Here is a 24,754-nt window from a genome sequence, read left to right on the forward strand (position 1 = left end):
TTTCATATAAAACTGCATTTAAAGATTCTAACGCTTAACAATTCCCCGTAAAATCAGTTACATTACATGGCACGTTCCTAATAGTATATACAAAAAAAGTATCAGCATTACGCTAAAACTTTTTAAGAAATAATAAAATATCTTTACTGGCTATAAGAGTTGATTTATTATTATAGTTCTTCGAAAATTGGTTGGCAAAGCCATGCTTACCATATATTTTTATAACCTTGGTATTATTTAAACAATTTAATTTCACAGTCAAATCGTTCACATCGAAAGCTATTTCTTCAGTAGGAAAAAACAGTAAGACAGGGCATTTAGGCTCTATCTCAAGATAATCTCGTATCCTTGAACCATAAAATCCAACATTAAAATTACATAAACCAGTTTCACTACACAACCACGCAAGTGTAGCACCTACGCTATAACCAAGCACGTAAACCTTTTTATAATTGGCTCGTATATTATGTAGAACTTCTTTTACTTGATTAAACGCACTCTCAATACCAATATTATTCATAAAATAATGATATGCTACCATTTCTTGGTCATAACTAAATGCCCCTCTACCATTAAGCAAGTTAGGAGCAATGACATCATATTTATATTTTGATAATTTTTTACATACATTCACGATATGTTCATTAATCCCATAAATTTCATGAAGAACAATAATTACTGTATCTGATTGATTATTATGAGTCAGCATTGATAACACCTCACTCTAAGAAAAGTTTGAATCGTCAAGCCGTTCGCAATGTATTCAGCGATGATTTTCGTCCACTTTTGCAGACGATATCGATGATGTTTAAACAAAATCAAATTTAACACGTTTGTTAAATTTGCTAGCAATTTCTGTAAGTGTTTTTGTGGATGGACTCATATTGCCGTTTTCTATTCTGGCAATTGTTGATTGTGGTTTAGCAACAATATTAGCAAATTCTCTTTGAGATAATCCATAGGATTGTCTAAAGTTCTGCAGAGCAATTGCTATATCAAGATTACTTGATTCTTTAACAATTCTATCGTAAATTTCCGGATCAGTTTTAGCTTTTTTATCTATATATTTTCTAATGTCATTCATTTAATAGTTCCCCCTTTAAATAAGCATCCAGTATTTGTTTAGCATGTTTTATATCTTCAGCAGGTGTCTTTTGTGTTTTTTTAGTAAGTCCATGCGTAATAATATATCGATTATTCACAACATGAAAATAAAAAGCTCGTTGAATGTTACTAGCACGTTTAGAGCGAACTTCAAAAACATTATCAGTAAGTTTTTTAACCCATTCCATTTTACTTGCTGTTATAATACCAACTTCCTCAATTTTTAATATTAATGCTAATAGTTTATCTCTATCTGGATTTGGTAAACTATCTAAAAAATCTTCAAATTCACAGGACCCATTTTTTTTACGTGCAAACTCAAAATTAATATTTTCCATAACTTAATGATAGCATATACGCTATCATCAAGCAACAAATAATCTATATTTAAACTAAACAATTGACGAGAGAAACATTTATTGTGAAAACATTTCCCAGAAAAATTCGTATTAAACAGACATAATTAAATGGGAATTTTTAGAAATCAATTATAGGAGTTGTATTATGACAATGCACCCTGTAAGATATTTCAGAAACAAAAAAGCGACACGGCAAAATCACCATGTCGTTCTCTCTTTAGCATCACTTTTCATATCAGCCCAATATTTAGGAAGACAATAGGGCTGTTTATTTTTCCGGCAAAGCAAGATCCGCACCATTTGTACTAATAATTTTTTTATAGTAGTCAAAAGAGGCTTTTTTACGACGTTTCAATGTGCCATTTCCATCGTTGTCTTTGTCAACATAGATAAACCCATACCGTTTCTTCATCTCGCCGGTACCAGCACTTACGATATCAAATGGACCCCACCATGTATAGCCAAGAATATCACAGCCGTCCGCTATCGCTTCACGCAATGCAGCGACGTGTTTCGCAAGATATTTCATGCGGTCGAGGTCGTAGATACTGCCATCTGCAGCTATGGTATCCACTGTGCCAAGACCGTTTTCGACAACAAAAATCGGCTTTTGGTAGCGGTCATAGAGTTCATTGCAGGTATATCGGAAACCAATCGGGTCAATAGCCCATCCCCAATCAGATTTTTCAAGATAAGGATTGTCAATACCGACGCTGCCACCCGTATTGTATTTCATCTCCACGTTAGAAGCAAAGTTAGAGGTACGATAATAGCTGAAGCCAAGATAGTCATTTGTATATTTTGCGATAAGCTCAAGTTCACCTGTTCTGATATCTAGCTTGACACCCATTCCCTCCATCATTCGCAGTGAGTATCCAGGATATTTACCTCGCATCATAACATCCGAGTAAAAAAGCGAGCGCCGGCGAAAATTATAAGTTTCAAAGATATCCTCCGGTTTGCAGGTATTAGGATAGACGTTACTCAACGACAGCATGCAGCCAATACGTGCATTAGGCATAAGTTCATGGCATAGTTTCACCGCCTTAGCGTTAGCAACAAACATATTATGACTGGCCTGAAAGGCATCTCCAAACCAAGAAGTATCGTTGTTTTTAATATCGATGGCTGCCGCCAAATATGGAAGACGAAGCGTATTATTAATTTCATTAAAAGTCATCCAATACTTGACCTTGCTTTTATAACGTTTAAAAATAGTTTCACAGTAATGTTCAAAGAGCGGAATGAGCTTTCGGCTTGCCCAGCCATTATATTTTTGTGCGAGATAAAGCGGTGTTTCATAGTGTGAAATCGTGATGACTGGCTCGATGCCATATTTCAGACATGCGTCGAAAAGTTCATCATAGAATCTCAGGCCCTTTTCATTTGGCTCTGTTTCCTCACCAGTTGGGAAGATACGTGCCCAGGAAATCGAGGTGCGAAAACATTTAAATCCCATCTCTGCCATGAGTTTAACGTCTTCTTTATAATGATGGTAGAAGTCAACAGCTTCATGCGATGGATAGTAATTTTCCTCGTCAATTTCCGCTACAATGTGCGCAAAACGATCACTGCCACCCGGAAGTACATCTGAGATATTTAATCCCTTGTCATCTTCCAGATAAGCTCCTTCACATTGGTTAGCAGCAACTGCACCACCCCAAAGAAAGTCTTTTGGAAAAGTTGTTGTCATTTGAAACCCTCCTCTACTCCAGATCATCACCATTGGAAGCGATGACTTTTTTGTACCAGTAAAATGATTTTTTGCGTGAACGGTTATAGGTTCCCCTGTTCTCATCGTCGAGATCAACATAGATGAAACCATAGCGCTTGCTCATTTGGCAGGTTGACATACTCACCATATCGATACAGCCCCAGGGTGTATACCCCATAATATCAATGCCATCATCAATGGCATCAGCAATAGCCTGAGTGTGCTGACGGAAATAATCAATACGATCATCATCTATAATGCTGCCGTCCGGCTGCAAAACATCTTTGCTGCCAAGTCCGTTTTCTACTATAAAGAGTGGTCGGCGATAGCGATCATACATATCGATAAGTGCATAGTGCAGCCCTGTCGGATCGACCTGCCAATTCCATTCGGTTATGTCAAGGAATGGATTCTTAACCCCTTGTGAAAGATTGCCATTAACCTTTTCTTTTTTTGCAGCGTCGATACTCGAAACCATTGACATATAATAGCTAAAGGAAACGAAATCGACTGTATAGCATTTGATAATCTCTTCATCACCCGGTTCCATATGAATATGGATGTTTTCTTTTTTCCAATAATTTTTTATGAAAACCGGATACTCACCGAAGACCTGTACATCGGAATAGAAATAGTTATTACGATTGTCTTTAAGTGCCAAAAGGCAATTCTTGGGATTGCAGTTTTCCGGATAAGTAAGTGTGCGCGTTACCATGCATCCCATTTTGGCATCCGGAATAATTTCATGCAGGTATTTCGTAGCGAGCGCACTACCGACAAATTGATGATGTAGTGCCTGATAGATAATTTCCTCCTGCTTTTCCTTCGGATAACGGTCTGTTACCACGCCTATGGTCGTAAATGGATGACGGAAGACGCTGTCGATTTCGTTGAAGGTCAACCAATATTTGACAAGATTTTTATAGCGCTTAAAAACAACCTTGCAATACTTTACAAACAGATCCGTGACAGGACGCTGGTACCAGCCGTCATAATGGTTAACGAGGTATAGAGGCATTTCGTAATGATGCAGCGTAACCAGCGGCTCAATGCCGCGCTTTTTCATTTCGCTAAAAAGGCTTTCATAGAAGGTCAGTCCCTTTTCGTTGGGTTGATCCTCAATTCCATTCGGAAAAATACGTGTCCACGCAATCGAAACACGCAGAACTTTAAAGCCCATTTCAGCAAATAAATCAAGATCCTCTTTATAATGATGGTAAAAATCAATGCCATGACGTTTCGGATATTGCATAACATCATCTGTCTTCATAGCCTTTTCAATATCAGCGGCGGTAATGCCGTGCTGAGCCTTGTAGTCTTTGGGATCTGCCTTTGGTTTGTAGTTGCTGCAATCAGCAACAGACATACCCTTGCCATCTTCATTCCAGGCACCCTCGCATTGGTTGGCCGCTGTAGCGCCACCCCATAAAAATTCTTCTGGAAAATTATTTTTTCTCATGCTATATATTCTCCTTTTGATGTTTTTAGACTTCTTCCGCTTCAGCAGCCTTCTTCATTACTTCTTTCTCCGCTTCCTTATTTGCCATAAGAACAAAAGGAATCCATGTAACGACAGCTACTGCAATACTGATAATTTGAACGATCGTTCCCTGCCAACCGTGGCCTATAAAGGCTCCTAGAATTAATGGCACACCGAAGGGAACGTCAACAATATTACATGGCATGAAGCCAATTTTAGTAAAGAAAAGTGCAATGGCACAGGCAATACCGGAGTTGAAAATAAACGGAATAGCAAAAGTTGGGTTTAATACCAGCGGCAATCCAAATACGACCGGTTCACTAATGTTGAAAATCGCCGGGCCCAAACCAAGTTTTGCAATCATACGGTGGTCTTCGCGTTTCGAAAACATAAAAATTGCCAAAATGAGTGAAAAAATCATGCCCGCGCCACCTGCTACAACAAAGTTCATCCAAAAACCATAAGTAACGGCCTGATCAGGAACCTGACCATTGGCGGCCGCGGCAATGTTTGCAGCGATAGCAACAGCCATGAGCGGATTACGGATTGGTGAAATGACGAGCCCGCCATGTATACCGAGGAACCAAAAAAGCTGAGAAAAAATGACAATAGCAAGAATACCAGCCGGACTCTGAAAAACAATCTCAAGCGGTGCTTGCAAAACCTGATAAACAAACTCATTTATGTAGACACCGGTTGCAAGATGAAAAAGCGCTCCGGCGACACTTGCTGTGACGAGCGTAACCATAATAGGAATGAGCGTATTAAATGAAGTTGTAATGCCTACCGGCACAGATGGCGGCATCTTAATCTTAATAGCATTTATTTTGGTAAGTTTCGAGAACAGTCTGACAATTACAATCGTAAGCAGCATACCAACAAAAAGACCTTGTGCGCCAAGCGCTGCACTGGGAATGCCAGCGGCTTTTCCCGTTACACTATCCACGGTTATAGTTACAACTTCCGGGATAACGGAACAGTAGGAAGCTACAGCAACAACACCTGTGATGTATTCCGGATTTTTATCGTGTTTGGCAAGATTCATTGCAATAAGAAAAATAACAGGAATACTCATAATACCTAATGTAGCAAAATTCATTGCCGTAAAAGCTACACTCAAATTGCTCAACCAGGGAATCCACTGTGCAAGGCCCGTTTTCGGGCTGCAGAGAACCGAATTGAGCAACACGGCAAACGAACCGGCGATAACAAAGGGCATAAATACAGTGAAGGAATCTTTTACACTATTGAGATATTTATTCTCATCGACTTTTTCAGCAATAATCATCAAAGTATCTTCAAACTTTTTTGAAAACATGATATCATCTCCTTTTTTCAGTGACTTAAAGCAGAACCGTATGCTTCTTTGTAACCATATTTTATTATTTTTTATTTACTAACTTCTCTGCTTGTTCGAGTACCGCTGCCCCATCACAGCGTCCATAAGATACAGAATCAATAACATCGACCGGAACTTGTCCGTCAAGGATTTTTGTGACTCTTCGCAGCATATGGCGTACCTGCGGTCCAAGAAGCAATACATCGAAATTACCAAGTTCTGCTTCGATTTTTGTCTGGTCAACAGCCCAGATTTTATAGACCTTCCCTTGTGCCTTAGCGGCTTCTTCCATTTTACTGACAACAAGATTTGTCGACATTCCTGCACAACAAGCTAACATAATATTCATAATGAACACCCTTCCTTTTTGTTAATCTTCCACAATATTTTCTATTCCTAATTTATCGGTTACTTTTTTAAGCATTTTATAGATATGAATAAATTCTTCAGCATTCTTGGTAGTTTCAATAGCCATCGTCAAATGATCCTGCGCATGAACGAGAATAATATTAAGGACAATAGGCTTCCCAGCGGCCTCTTGCTGGAGCATTTCAGTCTGGATACGATGCGCCTCGCAGATGGCCTCCGAGGCTTCTTTCATATTGTTTTCTGCTCCGACAAAATCAAATTCTCGAGCCGCTTCGATGGCCATAAGAGCCGACGAACGTGCAGTACCAGCACTCGTGATCAGCTGAAACGCAACGGTATAATTTTCTTCTTCCATATTCATTCCTCCAGTTCGTTTTCTACCTCGGCAAGCAGCTGCTGCAATGCCGAATAGCTTTTTTTCTTGATAAGCTCTGTAATGCCTTCTTTATTTAGAAGAAATTTTGATGTTACACGATAGAATTTTTGCAACTCTTTATCGGGTTGCTGTCCGATGGATACAAGAAATACAACTTGGACCTCCTTGTCATCCCACCATACAGGCTTTTTAAGAATACCAACACAGACAAATGTATACCGGGTAAGTGCCTTGTAAGGATGTGGCATTGCTACACGATTACCAAACGCTGTACGGGCGAGTTTTTCACGCTTAAGAATAGCCTCCAAAAAGTTTTCCGGAAGCTCTTGATATTTTTTAATATGCCTGCACATAAAGTCAAGAATTTCTTCTCGCGAGCCTGTTGGAACCTCTGCTATAAATATTTCTGGACTGAAATAACGTTCACATATACCGGATGGTCCTTGTGCAAGAGCTTTCTTCATAACCTTGATATCCTGATCATCCAGGAAATATTTAATTTCCATAATTGGAACAGGAACCTTGGCAGCAATCGGTACCGTAGTAAATATATAATCAATGTCGGAAAAATCAACGTTGGCTACAGAATTGACATTTGATGTTCTGACTTTTTTAATCTGGTCCTTGAATTTTTCCTGGTATTGATATGCCAGAAGCTTTGCGCTGCCCTTGCCAGAAGAACAAACAAGCAAAATGTTTTTCTTTTCCCTCTTCCTATTTTGGCGTTCCAACGCCAATGCAAAGGAAAGAGCAATATAGCCGATTTCGTCATCCTTAAGTAGCTTTTGATAACGATCAGCAATAATGCTGCTGGCCTGGCTCGCCATCGCATAAGCAAGGGCAAAACGTTCTTTGATATCCTTTAAAAGAGGATTGCGAAAATTCATGCCACATTGCACACGAACCTTAAGCGGTATAAGATGCTGGCAGAGTGCCATTCGAAGCTCAAGATCCCCGCTAAAATCGAACTTGAAGGCCTCATATACGGACCTCAGCATTTGAATAACCATTTCACTTGTTTCATGATCAATTACGATGTTATTACTGCTTTCGTCACCCAACGTGCGCTTCCCGGCTAAATGCAGTGCAGCATAGCGCACTTCTGACTCTGGAAAAGTTAGTTGAAATTTATCCTGGATTTTCCCAACAATATCTTTAGCGATATTATACTCTTCCTGCCCGTAGATTACAGTAAGCCATTCCTCTTCGAGCAGCACATAATGATCTGTTTCAATTCTTTTCACGGCAATAAATAAATGCACGATGAGACTTTGCATGGCTACGTCCGAAAGATGGTAGCCAGATTTTTCCAGACAGCTTAGCACGCATTCAGTTATTACATTTATACCGCTTCCCCGAATAATTTTTGTGAGCGAGTTCTGTGCAACGTAGTTCGCGAGGCAAAGTCGAAGATTTACTTCTTTTCCCTCAATTTTGATACCATGCTTTGGCCTGCGAATGAGCTCAATCTGATATTCATGCAAAATAGCTTCGATTTCTTTTATATCATTTGTCAGAGTACGCTTAGCGACATAAAGTGCTTCGCTCAAATCATCAATCCGTATGTATTCCTTTCGATGCGATAAATATTCCAGAATATACTGAATTCTTTCCTTATGCGATTGTGGCAGCCCAAGCTGCTCAAACTGCTGGCGGGATGTAAGGAAAAATTGATCCCAAAGGTCTTGGTTATAAACCTCAAGCCTATAGCCCACACTAGCCTTGGATTTAACTCCGGCTCCATGATGTTTAATTTCCTTATCAAGCTCCTTTAAAAGGTTTCGTACAGTTTTACTGCTCACATGCAGCTTTTCGGCAAAACATTCTGCCGTCTGGTACTGGTCTGAAAGAGCTCTAATTAATACATACAGGCGATTGTCACTCATTTAGACCCTCCCCTTATCTTTTCCGTAATTTTATTATAGCAAATAAAAAAATGAAACTCTACGACGACTTTTTCCATTATAAAGGTGGAAAAACATGCGCGCATAATTCCATTCACTCTATCAGTTAAACCTTAATTATTCACGTAAATTACAAAATTCAATGCAATACCAATAAATTCAATCATTATACGGTTTGTCGTTTTCCTAAATATTTACATTTTGCCCAACACAAAAATAGGCGACTGAAACCATACCCGCTAGCCATTCAGTCGCCTTATAAAAGCCCTATGATAAAAGCTGCTGCATCGTTAATTCTCGAAAGGATTCTTACTGTCCGTAACCTCTGAGTTCCAAATATTGTTTTCATTGCTAAAGGAACTATCCCATGCCATGTTCTTGATATCAATTTTTATTAAGTCTCTTATTAAACATAATTCATCCTGAATTATTCATCGTGAAGCTAATCGAAAAAGCAGTGCCTTCGCTCGAATATATCGAAGATCTGCGAACTGATTATCATCATATGGAAAGTTCATCTGTAATTTTTGAAACCATATATGTTAATTAATTTCCCAAGTATTGTCCTCTTTAAGTACTGCTGTCAACTTATAAATATTTTCACCAAATGTAACTTGTATACTTTGAGGAATTGTCTGCTCTAAAATAGTTCCTTTCTCAAGATCATTATTACTTACAGCCACATAATACATAATCTTAGGATTATATTTTTGAGGTGTATTTATGAAAGCCGCCTGTACAATGGTACCTATTTCAGACATCCCAATTCCTGTAGCAAAATCTCTATTAGGAATCATTTTACCTCCCTGAATTGTAAAACTCCCTGCTTCTCCTTTATTTGTCGGTACAGAAAATTTAGGAACCCCATTTAAAAGATCAAATGTAGTGAAATTCTCATTATTTACAGAACAAGACTCATACCCACCTGTAAAAAATGTATTTCCAGGCTGCAGCATTGTCATTTTAGCATCATACCAAACAAAACAGTATTCTTCTGTCCATTCAAATCTTATTTCACTATTAGGTGCCATTTTATAAGGACTTACAAGCCATGCAAGTGAAAAAACATCGTCTGACTGCTGTAATAGTTTTTGGTACATATAAAATGTCCAATCACATGAACTGCTGTTTTTGCAAGTTAAACTATATACAGGACTGTCCGTATTGGATAACGTAGCATTTAAAATATACATAAAATTTCTCCTTTAAGTTGCTAAATTAATTACAGTCATAACCAAAAAAGTTTATGTAATATTTAATTACACAAACTTTTTCAAAATCCTATTAATTTGTTACAAATAACACTAATAGAAACGTTTTTTCTATTAATCACATTGTAAATAGTTCTTAAGTAGTATACAGTTACCATCGGATTTAGTCTTCATATAAAACCCTGTTCCATTTCCCGTTCCATTGCCACATACGTAACTATTGTGATGCTTACAAATAGGGATTAAATTTACTGTACCACCTGAACCCACTTGGGTAGCAATTTTTTGACCTAAAAGGACATGCCCACCTACCATATTTAATGAACCCGTCGAACACTCACATTTGGCTCCACTTTTATTCTTATCATATTTAGTATCATTACTGGGATCATAAAATTTACCATCTGTAACACATTCCGTACAGGCAATACCATTATTCGTCAAAAGTTTTAGCCATGACGAGCTTGGGTTCGGATCAAGATTACTGCCAATAATATTTGCAAAAATGCTACCAACAACATACTTTTCAGTATCTCCAAAAACGGAACGAACTGGCACAATAATATATTCTTCATTATAATCATTGATCGGATTCCATAAATCATGAAACCTGTATATTTTGGGATCATCCGTCTTTTTATAAACTACTTTACATAAATGTTCTTGTTCATGAGTTAATTTTAAGCTTTCCCCCGCTTCGGTTGAAGGTAAATAAATATGTTTATTTTCCATAATAATTACTCTCCTATATTCGTTTTTAAGATTAATAATTGATTTAATGGTCATATGGTATCAAATCAAATAGAGCCTTGTTATTTTAACAAAACTCTATTCAATTCAATTCGATTTTATTTAATTTTATTTTATTTTTTCATAGCTGCAAGTAATCTTGCATTACTTGCTTTTAGAGTTGTACTTTCCGACCAAGTATTATCTTCATTAAATGTCAAAGACTTAGAATATACATTTATCGGATATGCAACTTTCATTGTTTCGCTAACCGCATTTAAATCGATAACTACACCTTCTTCATAACGACCAAATGCAACCCAATATTCTGGATGCGGCAAGAAAGAAAAGTTGAAGTTTGGTGTTGCCGGTATCGCAAAAGTAGGATTTCCAGACATTCCTATACCAATAGAAGCTTCACCATCTGGTATTGTCGCATCTGTAAATATAGCTAAAGATCCCGCATTGGCTGATTTTGTAGCAGCAGTAAACAAATATGCACCATTTTGTTTTGAAAATCCAGTGGTATTCTTACTTGTATCTGATGGATCACAATCTTTTAATTCTGAAGCATCAAAATAAACGCCTGGTGACAATATCCCCGTTTCACTCCACGCAAAACTATAATCAATTGTCCATCTAAATTTAAGGCTTGTTCCAGGATGGCATGATTTTGAAAACCACGCAAGTGAATATAAGTTATCATACTGATCTTGATTCGGGCATTTCTGATAAACAACGACACTTCCACTTTGTTTAGAACTGTTTGTTACATTTAAAGTATACTGGGTTGACATAATAAACCACTCCTTTTAAAATAAAATTATTTTTATAAAAAATGAGTTTCCCCATTTTCTAACAGGATAAGACTAAATCTTTTAAATAATCTTTTTTATTAAGGTTTATCTATTATCAAAATAAAATCAGTAATGATTATATTTATTACTTACTCTCTATGCATGCAGTATAGCATTATCAATCGGAATAAAATTGGAATATTTTCCGATTTATTCTCGTAAATATTCTAAAATATCTTCAGCGGCTTTTTTTAATCCTTTATTTTCATAGTAAGTTGCTAATTTATCCAATAATTCTAGATAACGAAAATCATAATATGCTTCTAATACCTCTGTCCATTCATAAAAATCTTCCATCAAAAGAGGTCCCCTATAAAGCCCTAAAGCTTGTTTCCAAGCCTCTTGATTCTCATTTTCTTTATACAGTGCATCAAATTCGATAATATCACATTTAAGATTTTCTAAAACCAACGACAATTTACCATATGTCTCTAAAATAATTTTTTTTTAAAACAAGAACGAATATATTGACAGATTTTATACAAACTATCTAATGCATGTCTTGAATCAACATCTGGCCATAATCTTTCTGAAATAATTCTTTTTTCTACACCAACTCCACGTTCACACACTAATAATGCAATCAATTCTTCAGCCTTTTTATGCTTTAAACAAATAGGCTTATCATCTACAAAAATGCCAAAGTGTTTAAAGCACTGTATAAATATTCCTTCATTATAGATTTTTATGCTTTTATAGTCTGAAAATTTTTTTATTGGAATCTTTTATACTATCGTTGCATTTTTTCTGTTCAAACCTAACTGGTGATAATACAATATCATTTTTTTCTATTCTACAATTTATTTTATCTCCTCTATTTAAGTTTAATTTATGAACGATTATAGCTGGAATAGTAACTTGTGATTTACTCCCAAATTTTATTATCATAATAAATCAGTCCTTTTTAAATTTTTAGTTGAATATTATTTGATAACTTGCATTCAATTTAGATAAATTATGCATTCCCCCTATATTGTCACTGTTACTAAATATTCACACTTTTCACAGCACAAAAATAGACGCCCAAAAGAATATTACCTATTCGTTCAGTCGCCTTATAAAAATCCACTATATCGTAAGTTTTTAATTTCACCTATTTGCCAAGCATCTGCCATTTCGCCACTTCTTTTCGTATAGATTGCTGTACATTTTCTTACAAAAATCGAGCAGTTCCTACTTCAAGTGTTACAATGATTCTTGATGTCGACATTAAAATTAAAAAACTTACATTTTAAAATTATTCAAAATAATTAAATTTTATTCAATTATAAACCTTTCGTTTTGTGATTTCAAGTAAATACTAGACAAAAACTTGCATTCAATTATTGCTTCATTCTTTTCCTTTATTCTAATGATTTTATAAAAAAGTACATAGACTGACCTTGCGGACTTATCCATTCACGATATATCTCAAAGCCTAATTTCTTTTGTAATGCAATACTTGCGGGATTATCGCCTCGTACATTTCCAGCCGCAATTTTATAACCAAGATTTTTCGCATATTCCAGGGCTAACTTTTCCCCTTGAAAACCATAACCCTGCCGATAATATTCCAGAAAAATTTCAAGACCAATGCTTACAGCCGAACTCGTATGCTGATAAAGAGAAACGGTTCCTTTTATCTTTTGATCTTCTGTAATCGCAAACATTTCAAAATAACGCCCTTGATAGTCTTTTTTATTCCACTTTTCGATCATAGTTTTTACCTCTTCAACCGGCTTATCATAGGTCGGTTGCTTTTGTAATATAGCTATATCCTTGAATGTAAAATTTCGAATAGAAACCATGGCTGTCTCCTTTTTATGGTAGTAATTATCTACCAATTTCTGTTTATTACTATGTTTATACTAAAATCTGTTGTTTTATAAAATTTCTATCTAGATCTTTTTGGTATACATATGCCGCTGCGAAACAAATCTCATATTCTCATAAAATTCAATCGCTTTTTTATTGAAGTCCCAAACTACTAAATTTAAATATTGGATGTCTAACCCAGCTAATGTCTTTTCTACATACTGCAAAAGTTCTTTTCCAAAACCATTCTTTCTGCATTCCGGGATTACGTAAAGACTTTCAATATAACCTATTTGCTGCTCAATCATACAAGCATTTTGAATTTGCTTTATCGACGCAAAACAAAATCCAACAACTATATTTTTTTCTTCTGCTATGAGGCAAATATTTTGATTATTTTGCAACAATTCAATATATGCCTGTTCACTATAAATATGTTCTGTATCTTTATGAAATTCTGGACATCCCTTTACATGCAATAAATGGAGATCATTCATCATCTTATCTACCTTTGGATAGTCACAGTCCATCATTTTCCTTATTTTCATCAACAAAAACTTCCTCTACCGCAAAATATGTAATACCAATAAGATCGTTTCTTTTTTATATTTTGCTAAATATTAAAATCAACAAATTTAATTCTTTTCTCATAGCTCTTGTTTTGAATATAACTCATAATATATTTTCTTATTTTGCATAAGTTCAAAATGAGTTCCCATTTCTAAAATCTCGCCATCAACAACAATCTTTAATGCCCCTATCCAAGACTTAAAAATCTAATAACTTATTTTTCATTTTTCTCACCAAAAACCATAAGTCCATCTTTTTATTAGCATAATATCTTACCTTTTGATTTTCTTTTGATCTGTTCTACATATAAAAAAACTTATACAATTTCAGCAACATACCTTTCACAGTTATGGCTTTCGACTTCGAAACAAGTAGATTCATTTTCAACAAGACTCAGATTACGATTTTAGGGAGACAAGGGGACCGTTTATTTTTTGTCATATCCTTCTAAAAATTTACATTTTCCATAACGCAAAAACAGGCGACTCAAAGAATATTATTTATTCAGTCGCCTTATAAAAATTCCACGATATCGTAAGTTTTTGAGTCCACTCTTTTGCCAAGCATCTGTCATTTTAACACTGCTCTTCGTATGTTCATCACCACTTTTTTATACTTAACTTTAAAGTTCTTAGCCTTGCTCCCCAGCATCTACCAAGGGACTAAATATCTCTATTTTCTTTTATTAAGTAATAAAAAAATTGTCCCAAACCTTTTCAGTTCGTTATTCTCTTATTAGCACATCTATTTGTGAAATAATTCTGGTCTATATTGTTTCATTAAATAATATTTGTGAATACAATTAATACCTAATGACATTAGATATCCCAAAACCACAAGTGCGATAGCAAGACCTAATGTTATTGAGCTTTGATCCCCCTTGAAATTTACAATAAAAATCTTACCAAGCACGAGTCCCCCCCTCCTCCTAAAAGTCCTAAAACTCCAATCACACGCCAAAATAGATTCGTTTTGCTCTTCTTCTTTTTCTTGTATTTGGAAGAATACCTTCCCTCTTTCAAAGCATTCCGCTGATATTTAAAACACATCAGCAAGAATAATATCTGTAATGTTATCGTTACAAAAATATATAATAATCCATATTCCTGATGATATAATCTAAAAAATCTATAGCCAGCCATTATGCAAAGTATCGAGAGAATCAAAAAGTATATACCTTGAAATAAAGTATATACTACTTGATATTTTTCCACATTCAATCTTATAACAGCAGCCCAGATATTAATAAAAATAATGGGAATAAGCATCATCTTGATTATAATGCTAGGATTTCCAAACAAGACCGTAGGTAACCCTATAATATCAAGCATTAATAGCAGTCCCAACAAATTACCTGTTATCATTGTAGGATGGTCTGGATATAAATAATCTTTTATCTTTTCAAAACTGTATTCTTGAACCATGCCATCTCCCCCTCTAGCTGCAGACCTTATTATTAAGGACAAAGTGAATCTTTAGTCCAGCCTTTTATTGTTTTTCCGTTAATCGTAACACCTTCTGTTGCAACACTATATACCCACCCAGCTACTAACCCAGCTGCAGCACCTGCAGCTGTTCCTACGACAGGAACAGCTGAACCTATAGCAGCACCTGCAACTGCTGTAGCTGTTATTCCGCCTACCCCAAAAGTAACATCCACTGCAGCATCACTGGCAACTTTTCCTGCCCCTTTACCAGCCTTTATATTTTCCCTCATATCATTAATAGTGTCATATGCCACTGCACCATAGCCAAGCCTACTCCCCACACTTTTAAAATTCAAGGCATCTGTTACAGCAGTATTCATTTTAACAAATTTAAATACTTCCGGATATTTAGCAGCGTTACTATAAGCATATCTTGTTCCGCTTATGCCCTCCCCTAATGCCGTGGATTTACGAGCACCTTTAACAATTGCATAATCACCTTTTTTCGCGACATTGAACCCTTCTGTTATATAAGCCTTTGAATACTTGAAAACAGTATTTCCACTATATGCTGTTCCAGCCCCAAAAGTCACCCCAAAAACATCCGGAGTAAAGCCTATTATGATTGGCACACTACCATCTAACGCCTTTACCATATCACTGTTAGTTGTGAAAGTATTTAAAAAATTGAAATTTTCTTCAACTAACGGAAACTCCGTTTCATCCGCACATTCAATAATAGTCTTCATACTCGCAAAATGTATTTCATTTTCCATAGAAAATCCACCCGTTGGTGTGACCATTTTTATTTGATTCGGCGAGCTAAATACGACCTTTGTCTTGGAATCGATAATGATTACTTCTTTCGCTTCGAGCACGATTCCTTTGTGACTGGAGATAGTTACACCTTCTTCGTCATCGAAGGTGAGTACTAGGTCATTGCGTCCTGCGGTAAAGTAAATACCGTCTGGTGCGAGTTTCATTTCTTGCCCATATTCCGTGGCAAGGTAACGGGTACTCGGATCACTGGTCTGTTCACATTCTGCACCATTGGTTCTTACACAGCCAGTAATGATGGCGTTTTGTTCCATTAGCCCTGGTATGTAGAGACTTGCATTTGTACCGATTTGCGGCATAAGGTACAGCATATCTGTGGTTGGTGGTACAAATGGATACCAGTAGGCTGTAGCTTCATCTTGTTCTTGGTCAATATTTAGATGCAACTTTATTTCTTGATTTTGCACAGCGAGTACGGTGCCTTCTATGCTGTTGCCTTGTATTTTTTCGTTGTAGATTGGATTTTGCCGAATTGTTTCCTGTCTTACTAGGGTTGCATTATAAACCAATAGCCCTTTTTTGAGTTCAATCGTCACTTCACCGACATACATTTCGTAGTTATGAAAGGTAACTTTATCGCCAAAGGTGAGTTCATCATAGCTTTCGACTTCGAAATAAGTATATTCATTTTCAACAAGATTGGGATTATAGTCGTAATCGGTATAATAGGCTTTAATGTCTTTCCCGCTACTGTAGGCAATATCGTCCGGCAGTGTCTTCTCTCCATAAACTTTTGGATAGCCATAGGCAAAGATTTGATTGTCCATGGTAACATCCGGCACGATGACCGTTTCCTGATAGGAGGCTAATCGTTTGATAAACTGCCAGTCGGTTTCTTGGTATTGAATAAGGGGACCGTCAATAGTTACTGGATCGGCTGTCAGTTCAAAGCTTTTTTCTGGGTAGTCTTCCATAATTTTAGCTGCTATATCATTATATGTAAGGCTGGTATCTTGAAAAGAGCGGTTTTTTTGTTCACTGTCAAAAACGGAGGTTTCGGAGAGGAAAAAGGCTGTTATCGTATACAGTCCCGTTCTGACGCTGACCTTTACGTTTTTAAGCCGTCCTTTAAATAGCCAGCTTTTAGTTTCACCATCATCGGTATAGACTTTTATCTGGTCTTCGGTTGTTTCTTGCAGACCTAACTTACTGGCGTCACTTTCATTTATCAGTGCAGTCAGACGTAATTCAGCATGATTATTTAGTGTTTTCTTTATGGAAAGTTCATAGATTGTCTGGATAGTCCATGGACTGGTAATTTTTATTTTGTCATAGGTTATGGCTGACATTTATGTTCATCACCACTTTTTTCAATATTTAACTTGAAAAGGCATTAACTTTGCTGCCCATCATCTACGATTGTTATGACACCACCCACGGCACAGCTTAATGTTGATGTCGCTAATAATGCGGGTCTGCCTTTTACTAAGGTAGTTTCTTTTGCCTTTTCCCACTTGGGAGCTAAAAAAAGGTTACACCTATCAGCAATGCTGCAGTGACCAAAGGGCATAACATTACTGTTCTCAACACGATCATGATCGTTTAATACCGCTTTTTCATTGACATAGAATCCATGACTTTTTGGCAGGTTGAGTCTACTAGTATCCCTACCTTTATTGCATTTAACCGTTGCACCTCGGACCACATATTTTGTATCCATTTTGTCCTCTCTTTCTATTCATCTAAGTCTACACGGTACATTTTTATACCCCGCATATTCCGTCTCAAAATGCTTTCAGCCGCATCGAGGCGAACTATAATAATGTTCTCAAATTTATGCTGAACTTTAAAAATAGCATTACGTCCTATCGCAGCTTGTTTGAGCACCAGTTGTTTGACACCTCTTTTATCTGGCGTCAATATACTCTTCTCGGACAGGCAGTCTATTGGTGCAAAAATTGGCAAATGATAGGTTTGCTGCAATTTTTGTGCTGAATTAAACACGATCACTGTTTTATAATTCAGTGTTGGGGCATACAAAGTAAAGGTTTCTTTGAGTAAGCTAGATACCAAAAACAATTGCCTGTCTAATAGGTCTATAAACTCTGGGGTATCCTTGCCAGCTAACTGAAATATGGTTATTTCAGCAATTCTTTGAGCCTCTTCAGGGTTAATATACCGCCAGTCAATTTGTTTTATTACGTTAGGAATTACTAGCGCATCAAAGTATTCTGGTTTTTGTTTTATACGAAAATACTCCATGGTATTTGTTCCTTTTCACTTATACTTTTTATTTTTAAGCAGTCGGCCTAAATTTTACATAGCTTTAATCTCTGATTGTTCTTCATATAACAGTATACTTTTATCCATATATTCACCCATTAAGATTTTAAAAGTTGGAACTTTGCGTAAGTTGGTGTATTCTGGTGTCTTAATAGCTTCTTCAATCACTAACTTAGTACAGAACATCGCGATCTGATGATATTGCTGCGCCATGTCTAATTTGACCTGTTCTAGATGCTGCGGGTGAACTTTATTCGCATACATACTGGAAGAGCTGACCACCTTAATCAATTGATCCAGCCTAGCTTTTAAGTAATCCCAGACAAAGTCGATCTCCCAGCAACTTGTACATTCGGTCCGGTCTAAATAGAATTTTTCATCATAGATATCCAGACGGTATTGCCAGCGATCATCAAGAATATTGGTTCTGAGGAATGTTAGGCAAAGATAGGCAGCAGAACCTTTTCTGCCATTCTCTTGTTGCTGGCTGGCCTGACGGCATAGTGAGCTGATAACAGCTGATAAACTTTCCGTTATTTCACCGTGTTTTACGGAAAATTCCCGCTGCATCAGCGGTATATCTTCTTCCAACCAGCCTTCGGTTTGTTTTTTTATAAATTCCTGTACCATTTTTTCTTGGATCATGGCTGTATTTTGACCTTATTCCCTTTGATATTAATATCATTTTGAATGTTGATTTCGCTGCTGCCTTGACTAAGGCTGATTTCATTTTGACCGGTAACGAGCACTTTGCTGGTTTTACTGGTAATTTCTATATCTTCTTCTGCTTCCAGCGTGATTTTTTTATCGCTTTTGATACTCACACCGCCTTCGTCTGTCAGGGTCATGAGAAGATTGCCATTGGCAATCACCTGAATGCCACCGGGCGTGAGGAGGACTTGTTTACCATACACGGTACTGAGGATTTTGCTGTTGGGGTCTTGTCTTTCGCCTCGTTTGGAAGGGGTGAGGTTGACAGAGCTAGCGGCCACGGCTTCTGCTTCTTTGCTATTGGAAAAATAAACCCGGACATTGTCGCCAATCTCCGGCATGCAGTACCAGCCGCTGCCATCAGGGGATGAGTAGATTGTAGTATATGGGTAAAACCAAGTTGCACCATCATCCCAGGTATCGTCAATCTCGGTGAGATGGACTTTTACCTGGTCTTTGGTAACTTCTTTTACGATGCCATGCAGGGATATTCCCGCCAGTTTTTTATTATATAGGTCATCTTGCATGAGGCCTTGCTTGGTTGCAAGGGTATATGTATTGTTTACCGCACCTTTTTCCATGATCGTCTGGATGTCTTTAACGTACCAGGTCAGTCCTAAAAAGGTTACTTTTTGTCCGAGCTGTAGAAGATCCAAGGATTCGGCTTCACAGTAGGTAAAGTCGTTTTCGCTAAAAGCTACGCCGCTGTTTGTACGATAGTTACTGTTAGAGGTGGCAAAGGCTGCCGTATTTCGATAAATTTGATAGTCTGATACATTAAATGCCGGACCTGCTTCGTCTTCTTGGGGATCTGGCGGTAATCCGAAATAAACTTTTGGGCTATCAAAGGTTATATCTGGCGTCAACCCAATGTTGAAGTGCGAGGCAAGTCTTTTCAAGAACAGCCAATCCGTTTCTTGATATTGGATGATAAGGCGTTCGGTGGTTTGTTTATCTTGGTTATCTTCGGCAGTAACCACATCGTCCTTTAAGTTTGGTATGTATTCACGGGCAAAGGAGTTGATTCGTTCAAAGATATAGCTGTAAGGTTCCCCTTCTCGTTGAAAGGAACGACTGATTTTTTTAACGTCAAGCAGATAGCTGTAGCTGATGGCTTCTATATCTAAGTGCTTGAACCCGGCTACGGTTCGTTGTTTTATATTGGTCACGACACCTTGAAAGAGGCATTTTTCATTGCCTGCTGCATCGAGGTATTTTAAGGCTACTGGTGTATTTTGATTCGTGTTTTGAACATAGTCTTTGTTTTCTTTGTCAGCTATATCGGTCAGTGTACCGCTGATAAAGAGGTGTGCATGTTCGTTGATGCCCTGCGTGATTTTCATCTTCAAAATATTTTTAAATTCATAAGGGGTAAAGATTAATCGATGCCAGTTGATGGCTTTGCCTTCGCTAGGCAAGGCTATTTTTGTTTTTTCGTTATCATCAGTCATTATTTGCCCCTCCTAGTGTCTGGATTTTCAGCAACTGTTTCTGAGGTTTTAGGGCTTATTCGCATAGATTGCATGATTTGGCGGGCGATTGGTCGCCATGCCCTATGTTGACTATATGGACAGTTAAAGACCCCCATCATTACATTATGATTGAGTTCTATAAAAAACATAATGTTAAACAATGCATCACCCAAGGTAGGGCTTTTAAATTCAAAAAAGCCCACGGGTTTTTCCTCTATCGTTTCCACACCTTCTTCGAGAAATAAATAGGAAGGGTTTAATCGTTTAAGAAGATCCTTCATCGCTTCCTTCACTGCTGGAATTTCTTGATCCTTTATGGTCTGGGAAATAAGGTTCATCGTAATGTTAATACTGCCCATATCGTCCGTTTTGATAATCTGCGGACGATCACTGGAAGGGTATTTTAATCTGGCAAATTCATCTGGCATGTCAATAAAATTAGTGGGAATTTGGATTTTCAATGTATCGTCGAAAAAATCCAGCTCTTTAAATTCATAATATTTGTCCATGACCGTGATTCCCTCATAGATATTTTGACTTTGGATTTTCTCCTGTTCTTCCACCTGATTGATTACATAACGGATTTGTTCATCTGCGTATTCAGTCATAACCTTTTCATGCTCCTTTGCATACGTTTACCAAAATTCATCGGTTGCTTGGGCTTATATAGATATCTTGATCTGATTTTCTTCTATATATGGCTATTTCATATTTTTTAACTTAATCAACCAGTACCTTGCGGCCGCTGCTTCTTCTTGGGGCAGTGGCCATATTTTTGCCCTGCCGAATATCGCTTAGGATATTGGTCAGGTGACGAAACATGTCCTGATGAGAGCTGTCGTTTGTCACGAGACCTAATCTGGCTGCGGTGTAGGCGGTAATGAGCATGCGCGCTACGGGTTCACCGCCAGCGCACTGGCTGACAAAGGCATAGTCAAAAGGCTGCATGAGTTTATTTTCTAATGCTTCTTGGGCAAAGTAGCGAGTGATATGGGGTGATAAGGTTGGTTCATACGGTGCGGCATAAAGCACATTAATGGTATTGATGGTGTCGTATTCCGTAGCCAAATCGGCAAAGTTTTGATAGTCGCCCCGTAGTCTGGCTCCTGTTTTTAGTTTGAATCGGCAGAGTTCTATTTCGTTTTCAGCCAATTGGGTTCCCGGCACCAGCATAATATCCCCCTGCCCAATGACATAGTCTCCATCTGTTTTTTCTTTTTTAAAGTAAATTTTTAAAATAGCATCCTGCCCCGTGGCCGTATAGGGTATATTGACACTCTCATTCATCATATATATTTTGCCCCGATAGCGAACCATACCAGGCTCGATGGTGATCGTATCGCTGTTTATTACCATCTGGCAGCCAGCCAGCAGTCCGTCGGAGTGACCACGATATATTACGTCAACATAATTGCGCGGATAGTCCCGCAGCAGATTGAGCATATCGTGTTTTAGCACCCGCCCGGCTGTGAATTTTGGGTATTTATCTATAAACAATGTTACACTTCCTAGCAGAGGCTGGTTCCAAACGCCCTGATGCCATTTCACCTAGCATCGGAGTATATTAGACCAGCCTCATTAAAATATAGTGGCGTGTTGTTTGAAACACGTTATTATTTTTTTATTTCAATCCATCAAAGAAGTTATTTTCCCATAAATCATTTTCAAATGTAAACACTTCACTGCGGCCTAGATATAGACTGCCGCCTTGTCGTAATACGGGCACTACTTCAAACCCCCATTGACTTTCTTTATACCAAACAAAATATTTGATTTCGTTTTCAATAATGTTATCTGTTTCGTCCTGAATAATGTTGTCGCTGTATTTTGCCTGGATATCTTCATAGGTTACCGGACAAAAATCTTCTCGACGATTTTCATAGACGTAAGTATAGCGCTCTTCGCCTCTGAGATTTTTCAGATGCAGTTTTAAAGCCACACCTTCCGCAAAGCGGGAAATGTTTCCGCTTAGAGTTTGATCACCGTCTCTAGCAACCAATACTTTTTCTTCACCGATGTGAGTTTCCGCGGTAATAATATAAGGCAGAACGGCCGGTCTGTGCCGCATAGTGACTTCCGCATAACCGCCTTTTTTTGCTTTTAGATATTTGATAGCTCCTCGTAGACAGGATAGTTTGAGTTCCGGTCCATCCGTACCTTCACGTCCGCCAAATTCAATGACACGACCCGGGATAAATTCTTTGAGGGCATCTTGAAATAAGCTGATTTTACAAGATTGACCGGTTAGTTTTATCACACTATAGTCCATGAGTTGTCCTGTTTCATAGGGTTCTTCAATAAACTTGCGCACAATTTCATAGATATCGGCTTTTAAGAGCAGACCCACATCATAACGGGTGAAGCTAATAAGCGGTGTATCACGAATGGTCTTTAGCTCGCCTCTTTCTTGCGTGGACATGCGCCAACGACCCGGATAGATGAGTTTTTCACCACTTCTCAGCTGCTGTTGTTCTTCGCTGTCGATAACAATACGCTGATAACGATGTCGAGCAAACATTTCTGTTTTAATGTCGTCGGCCAATTGAAAGAGGAAATAGAAATTGTTTTTCACTTTGAAATATTCTTGGGGACTGCCGCTTTCATAGTTTTTGAAGCGAGTCGGAATAAAGATTTCGGCTTCTTCATACGCATTGTCCAACATTTTATATACAACGCTGATACCAGCCTGATCCACCTCACGATAGGTGTCACTGTCAAAGGCAGCTAGGATATCCTGTGCTTTGGCTCCCGTACCAGTCAGTTTTTCCATGAACATCACTTTGATGAGCTGCATAATCCGAAAGGTCAGATTGTTGCCACCAAAGTCAGTATCGCCATTTTCATAGGTAGTTTCAATATCGATTTTATAGGATACGCGACGGCTTTCGATGCTAAATACGCAGGAAGACAGATCCGTCGTGCCGCCGCCACAGTCAATAACCAAGGCTTGATGCTCCTCTTTATCAATGTGCCGACCCGTATTCTTTTCTAAAAAACCAGAAATTGTATTAAATAGTACCGCCGCGCCTTCATCCAGCATATTTTCCGTTTCCAGATTCCAAGCGGACAGGATTTCTCCGAAAAGATCCAAAAAGCGTTGTTTTTCTTTCACCGGCGAGGAGAGATGTAATGTTGTGAATTTGCATTTAAACCGTTGTTCGGCAATCCTAATAACATATTCCAAAAATACTTTGATGATTTCTTTACGTTTTTTAAATATGCGTCGACCTTTACGGTCCGTGATTTCCTCTTGGCGTTCAAAATCACGAATCCAGCGTTTTATATCAAAAAATACACAAAACCCTTCATGGATATAATTGGCTCTAGCCAGCTTAATAGCTTCATACCCAAACACATAGTCTATATCATCTTCAGCCGTATCCTTGATATTCCATATTCCTACCACGGAAGGAATAAGTGGGGTCAGTATTTCACCATCATCCGTATCGCAGAACACTTCTACCAGATTTATGTCTTCCGACTTTAGGAGGTTTTCTTCCGCACCGCCTTTGTCAATAAGACTGTATAGTTCTCTATCAATGTATAGACCGGCCGTGGTATTGGTTGTACCAAAATCAATAGCTAAAGGCTGCGCGGTTTCGATCGGCTGCTTAATTTCAAAATTTAGAAGCGGCAGCTTGTAGCATTTCATACTTTGCGGCAGAAGCATGTTTTCATCATTATAGATGTTATACAGGATTTCCGATTCTCGCTTCGCAAAATACAGCAGGCTATAATTTTTGTGTTGTGATTCTTTGGCTGGCAGCTTGCCATTACGGACTAAGTAAAATCGACCTGGTTTATTTTTGTCGGCGATTAGATTAAAAATAGCACACAATTCTTTATCACCACTGACCAAGAGAACATTGGATTCTTCCAATATGCTGGGGGCATGAACAACATAGCGATCGTATTTGTCAGTATCTAAACCTTCATATATCACAATTCTGGAAGGATTTTGGATGGACTTGTTGTTTTCTAGAAAAATATCAATATGCTTCGTAATTTTTTCTAGTCGTTCTTGTCCAGTGAGCAGGTATTCTGTAATCAACATATTTTCGGTGGCACCCCGATAGCGCATGATAAGTTCAATTAATTCATAGCGATCCAAGGTTCCCAGCATGCTTTCTACCAGTTTCTCTTTGATACAAATTTCTCGGAGCTGATGCGTGGTCATCAGTTCCAGTTCCCTGCGTATATATTGCTTGTTAGGCAGAGGTTTTGATACTTTTTCGTTGTTTTTATATAGTTTATAGGTATAGCTTGCCATGGTCTTCT

Annotated in this window: 25 protein-coding genes; all 25 read right to left on the reverse strand. The window is 37.8% G+C overall.

The window, feature by feature from the left end:
* Positions 1-112: 112 nt before the first annotated feature.
* Positions 113-709, reverse strand: a complete 597-nt coding sequence (locus tag BMY14_RS17495) for a dienelactone hydrolase family protein (protein WP_091834702.1) — start codon at positions 707-709, stop codon at positions 113-115.
* Between the two features lie 99 nt (positions 710-808).
* The gene (locus BMY14_RS17500) at positions 809-1,084 is read right to left on the reverse strand and encodes a helix-turn-helix domain-containing protein (protein ID WP_019554768.1); all 276 of its coding nucleotides are present in this window, start codon (positions 1,082-1,084) and stop codon (positions 809-811) included.
* Positions 1,077-1,442 carry a type II toxin-antitoxin system RelE/ParE family toxin gene (locus BMY14_RS17505; RefSeq protein ID WP_091834705.1) on the reverse strand — a complete coding sequence of 122 codons (366 nt, stop codon included), beginning with the start codon at positions 1,440-1,442 and terminating at the stop codon, positions 1,077-1,079. Before BMY14_RS17505 ends, BMY14_RS17500 begins: the two co-directional genes overlap by 8 nt.
* Positions 1,443-1,731: 289 nt before the next feature.
* On the reverse strand, positions 1,732-3,156 hold the full coding sequence (locus BMY14_RS17510) for a glycoside hydrolase family 1 protein (RefSeq protein WP_091834708.1): 1,425 nt from the start codon (positions 3,154-3,156) through the stop codon (positions 1,732-1,734).
* Positions 3,157-3,169: 13 nt separating this feature from the next.
* Positions 3,170-4,636 carry a glycoside hydrolase family 1 protein gene (locus tag BMY14_RS17515; RefSeq protein ID WP_091834711.1) on the reverse strand — a complete coding sequence of 489 codons (1,467 nt, stop codon included), beginning with the start codon at positions 4,634-4,636 and terminating at the stop codon, positions 3,170-3,172.
* Positions 4,637-4,661: 25 nt separating this feature from the next.
* Positions 4,662-5,975, reverse strand: coding sequence for a PTS sugar transporter subunit IIC (locus tag BMY14_RS17520; protein WP_091834714.1), 1,314 nt, complete (start codon positions 5,973-5,975; stop codon positions 4,662-4,664).
* 64 nt (positions 5,976-6,039) lie between these two features.
* Positions 6,040-6,345, reverse strand: coding sequence for a PTS sugar transporter subunit IIB (locus tag BMY14_RS17525; protein WP_019554773.1), 306 nt, complete (start codon positions 6,343-6,345; stop codon positions 6,040-6,042).
* Between the two features lie 21 nt (positions 6,346-6,366).
* On the reverse strand, positions 6,367-6,720 hold the full coding sequence (locus tag BMY14_RS17530; protein WP_019554774.1) for a PTS sugar transporter subunit IIA: 354 nt from the start codon (positions 6,718-6,720) through the stop codon (positions 6,367-6,369).
* 2 nt (positions 6,721-6,722) lie between these two features.
* On the reverse strand, positions 6,723-8,627 hold the full coding sequence (locus BMY14_RS17535; RefSeq protein WP_091834717.1) for a BglG family transcription antiterminator: 1,905 nt from the start codon (positions 8,625-8,627) through the stop codon (positions 6,723-6,725).
* 560 nt (positions 8,628-9,187) lie between these two features.
* Positions 9,188-9,838 (reverse strand): hypothetical protein, encoded by a 651-nt coding sequence (locus tag BMY14_RS17540; protein WP_091834719.1) that lies wholly within the window; start codon positions 9,836-9,838, stop codon positions 9,188-9,190.
* A 132-nt stretch (positions 9,839-9,970) separates the two neighbouring features.
* On the reverse strand, positions 9,971-10,588 hold the full coding sequence (locus BMY14_RS17545; protein ID WP_091834720.1) for a hypothetical protein: 618 nt from the start codon (positions 10,586-10,588) through the stop codon (positions 9,971-9,973).
* 131 nt (positions 10,589-10,719) lie between these two features.
* On the reverse strand, positions 10,720-11,382 hold the full coding sequence (locus tag BMY14_RS17550; RefSeq protein WP_091834721.1) for a protein RhiA: 663 nt from the start codon (positions 11,380-11,382) through the stop codon (positions 10,720-10,722).
* A gap of 210 nt (positions 11,383-11,592) precedes the next feature.
* Complete coding sequence (locus BMY14_RS17555; RefSeq protein WP_143063194.1) at positions 11,593-11,853, reverse strand: hypothetical protein; 261 nt, start codon at positions 11,851-11,853, stop codon at positions 11,593-11,595.
* Positions 11,854-12,135: 282 nt separating this feature from the next.
* Positions 12,136-12,330, reverse strand: coding sequence for an AbrB/MazE/SpoVT family DNA-binding domain-containing protein (locus BMY14_RS21230; protein ID WP_091834723.1), 195 nt, complete (start codon positions 12,328-12,330; stop codon positions 12,136-12,138).
* Positions 12,331-12,785: 455 nt separating this feature from the next.
* Complete coding sequence (locus BMY14_RS17565) at positions 12,786-13,229, reverse strand: GNAT family N-acetyltransferase (RefSeq protein ID WP_091834724.1); 444 nt, start codon at positions 13,227-13,229, stop codon at positions 12,786-12,788.
* A 90-nt stretch (positions 13,230-13,319) separates the two neighbouring features.
* A complete protein-coding gene (locus BMY14_RS17570) occupies positions 13,320-13,784 on the reverse strand; it encodes a GNAT family N-acetyltransferase (protein ID WP_091834725.1) in 465 nt (154 codons plus the stop codon).
* 909 nt (positions 13,785-14,693) lie between these two features.
* Complete coding sequence (locus tag BMY14_RS17575) at positions 14,694-15,230, reverse strand: hypothetical protein (RefSeq protein WP_091834726.1); 537 nt, start codon at positions 15,228-15,230, stop codon at positions 14,694-14,696.
* A 32-nt stretch (positions 15,231-15,262) separates the two neighbouring features.
* Positions 15,263-17,359, reverse strand: coding sequence for a type VI secretion system Vgr family protein (locus tag BMY14_RS17580; protein ID WP_091834727.1), 2,097 nt, complete (start codon positions 17,357-17,359; stop codon positions 15,263-15,265).
* A gap of 44 nt (positions 17,360-17,403) precedes the next feature.
* Entirely contained in the window at positions 17,404-17,715 is a 312-nt protein-coding gene (locus tag BMY14_RS17585; RefSeq protein ID WP_218144929.1) for a DUF4280 domain-containing protein, read from the reverse strand.
* Positions 17,716-17,744: 29 nt separating this feature from the next.
* Positions 17,745-18,272 carry a hypothetical protein gene (locus BMY14_RS17590; protein WP_091834755.1) on the reverse strand — a complete coding sequence of 176 codons (528 nt, stop codon included), beginning with the start codon at positions 18,270-18,272 and terminating at the stop codon, positions 17,745-17,747.
* 54 nt (positions 18,273-18,326) lie between these two features.
* Positions 18,327-18,938 carry a hypothetical protein gene (locus BMY14_RS17595; protein ID WP_091834758.1) on the reverse strand — a complete coding sequence of 204 codons (612 nt, stop codon included), beginning with the start codon at positions 18,936-18,938 and terminating at the stop codon, positions 18,327-18,329.
* A complete protein-coding gene (locus BMY14_RS17600; RefSeq protein ID WP_091834761.1) occupies positions 18,935-20,455 on the reverse strand; it encodes a hypothetical protein in 1,521 nt (506 codons plus the stop codon). Before BMY14_RS17600 ends, BMY14_RS17595 begins: the two co-directional genes overlap by 4 nt.
* On the reverse strand, positions 20,455-21,084 hold the full coding sequence (locus BMY14_RS17605; protein WP_091834764.1) for a hypothetical protein: 630 nt from the start codon (positions 21,082-21,084) through the stop codon (positions 20,455-20,457). The genes BMY14_RS17600 and BMY14_RS17605 overlap by 1 nt, the downstream gene beginning before the upstream one ends.
* A gap of 112 nt (positions 21,085-21,196) precedes the next feature.
* Positions 21,197-21,973: a hypothetical protein gene (locus tag BMY14_RS17610; protein ID WP_091834767.1), complete on the reverse strand. Its 777-nt coding sequence runs from the start codon at positions 21,971-21,973 to the stop codon at positions 21,197-21,199.
* 124 nt (positions 21,974-22,097) lie between these two features.
* Entirely contained in the window at positions 22,098-24,746 is a 2,649-nt protein-coding gene (locus BMY14_RS17615) for an Hsp70 family protein (protein ID WP_091834769.1), read from the reverse strand.
* Positions 24,747-24,754 lie beyond the last annotated feature (8 nt).

Source organism: Propionispira arboris, assembly GCF_900109225.1.
Classification (GTDB): domain Bacteria; phylum Bacillota; class Negativicutes; order Selenomonadales; family Selenomonadaceae; genus Propionispira; species Propionispira arboris.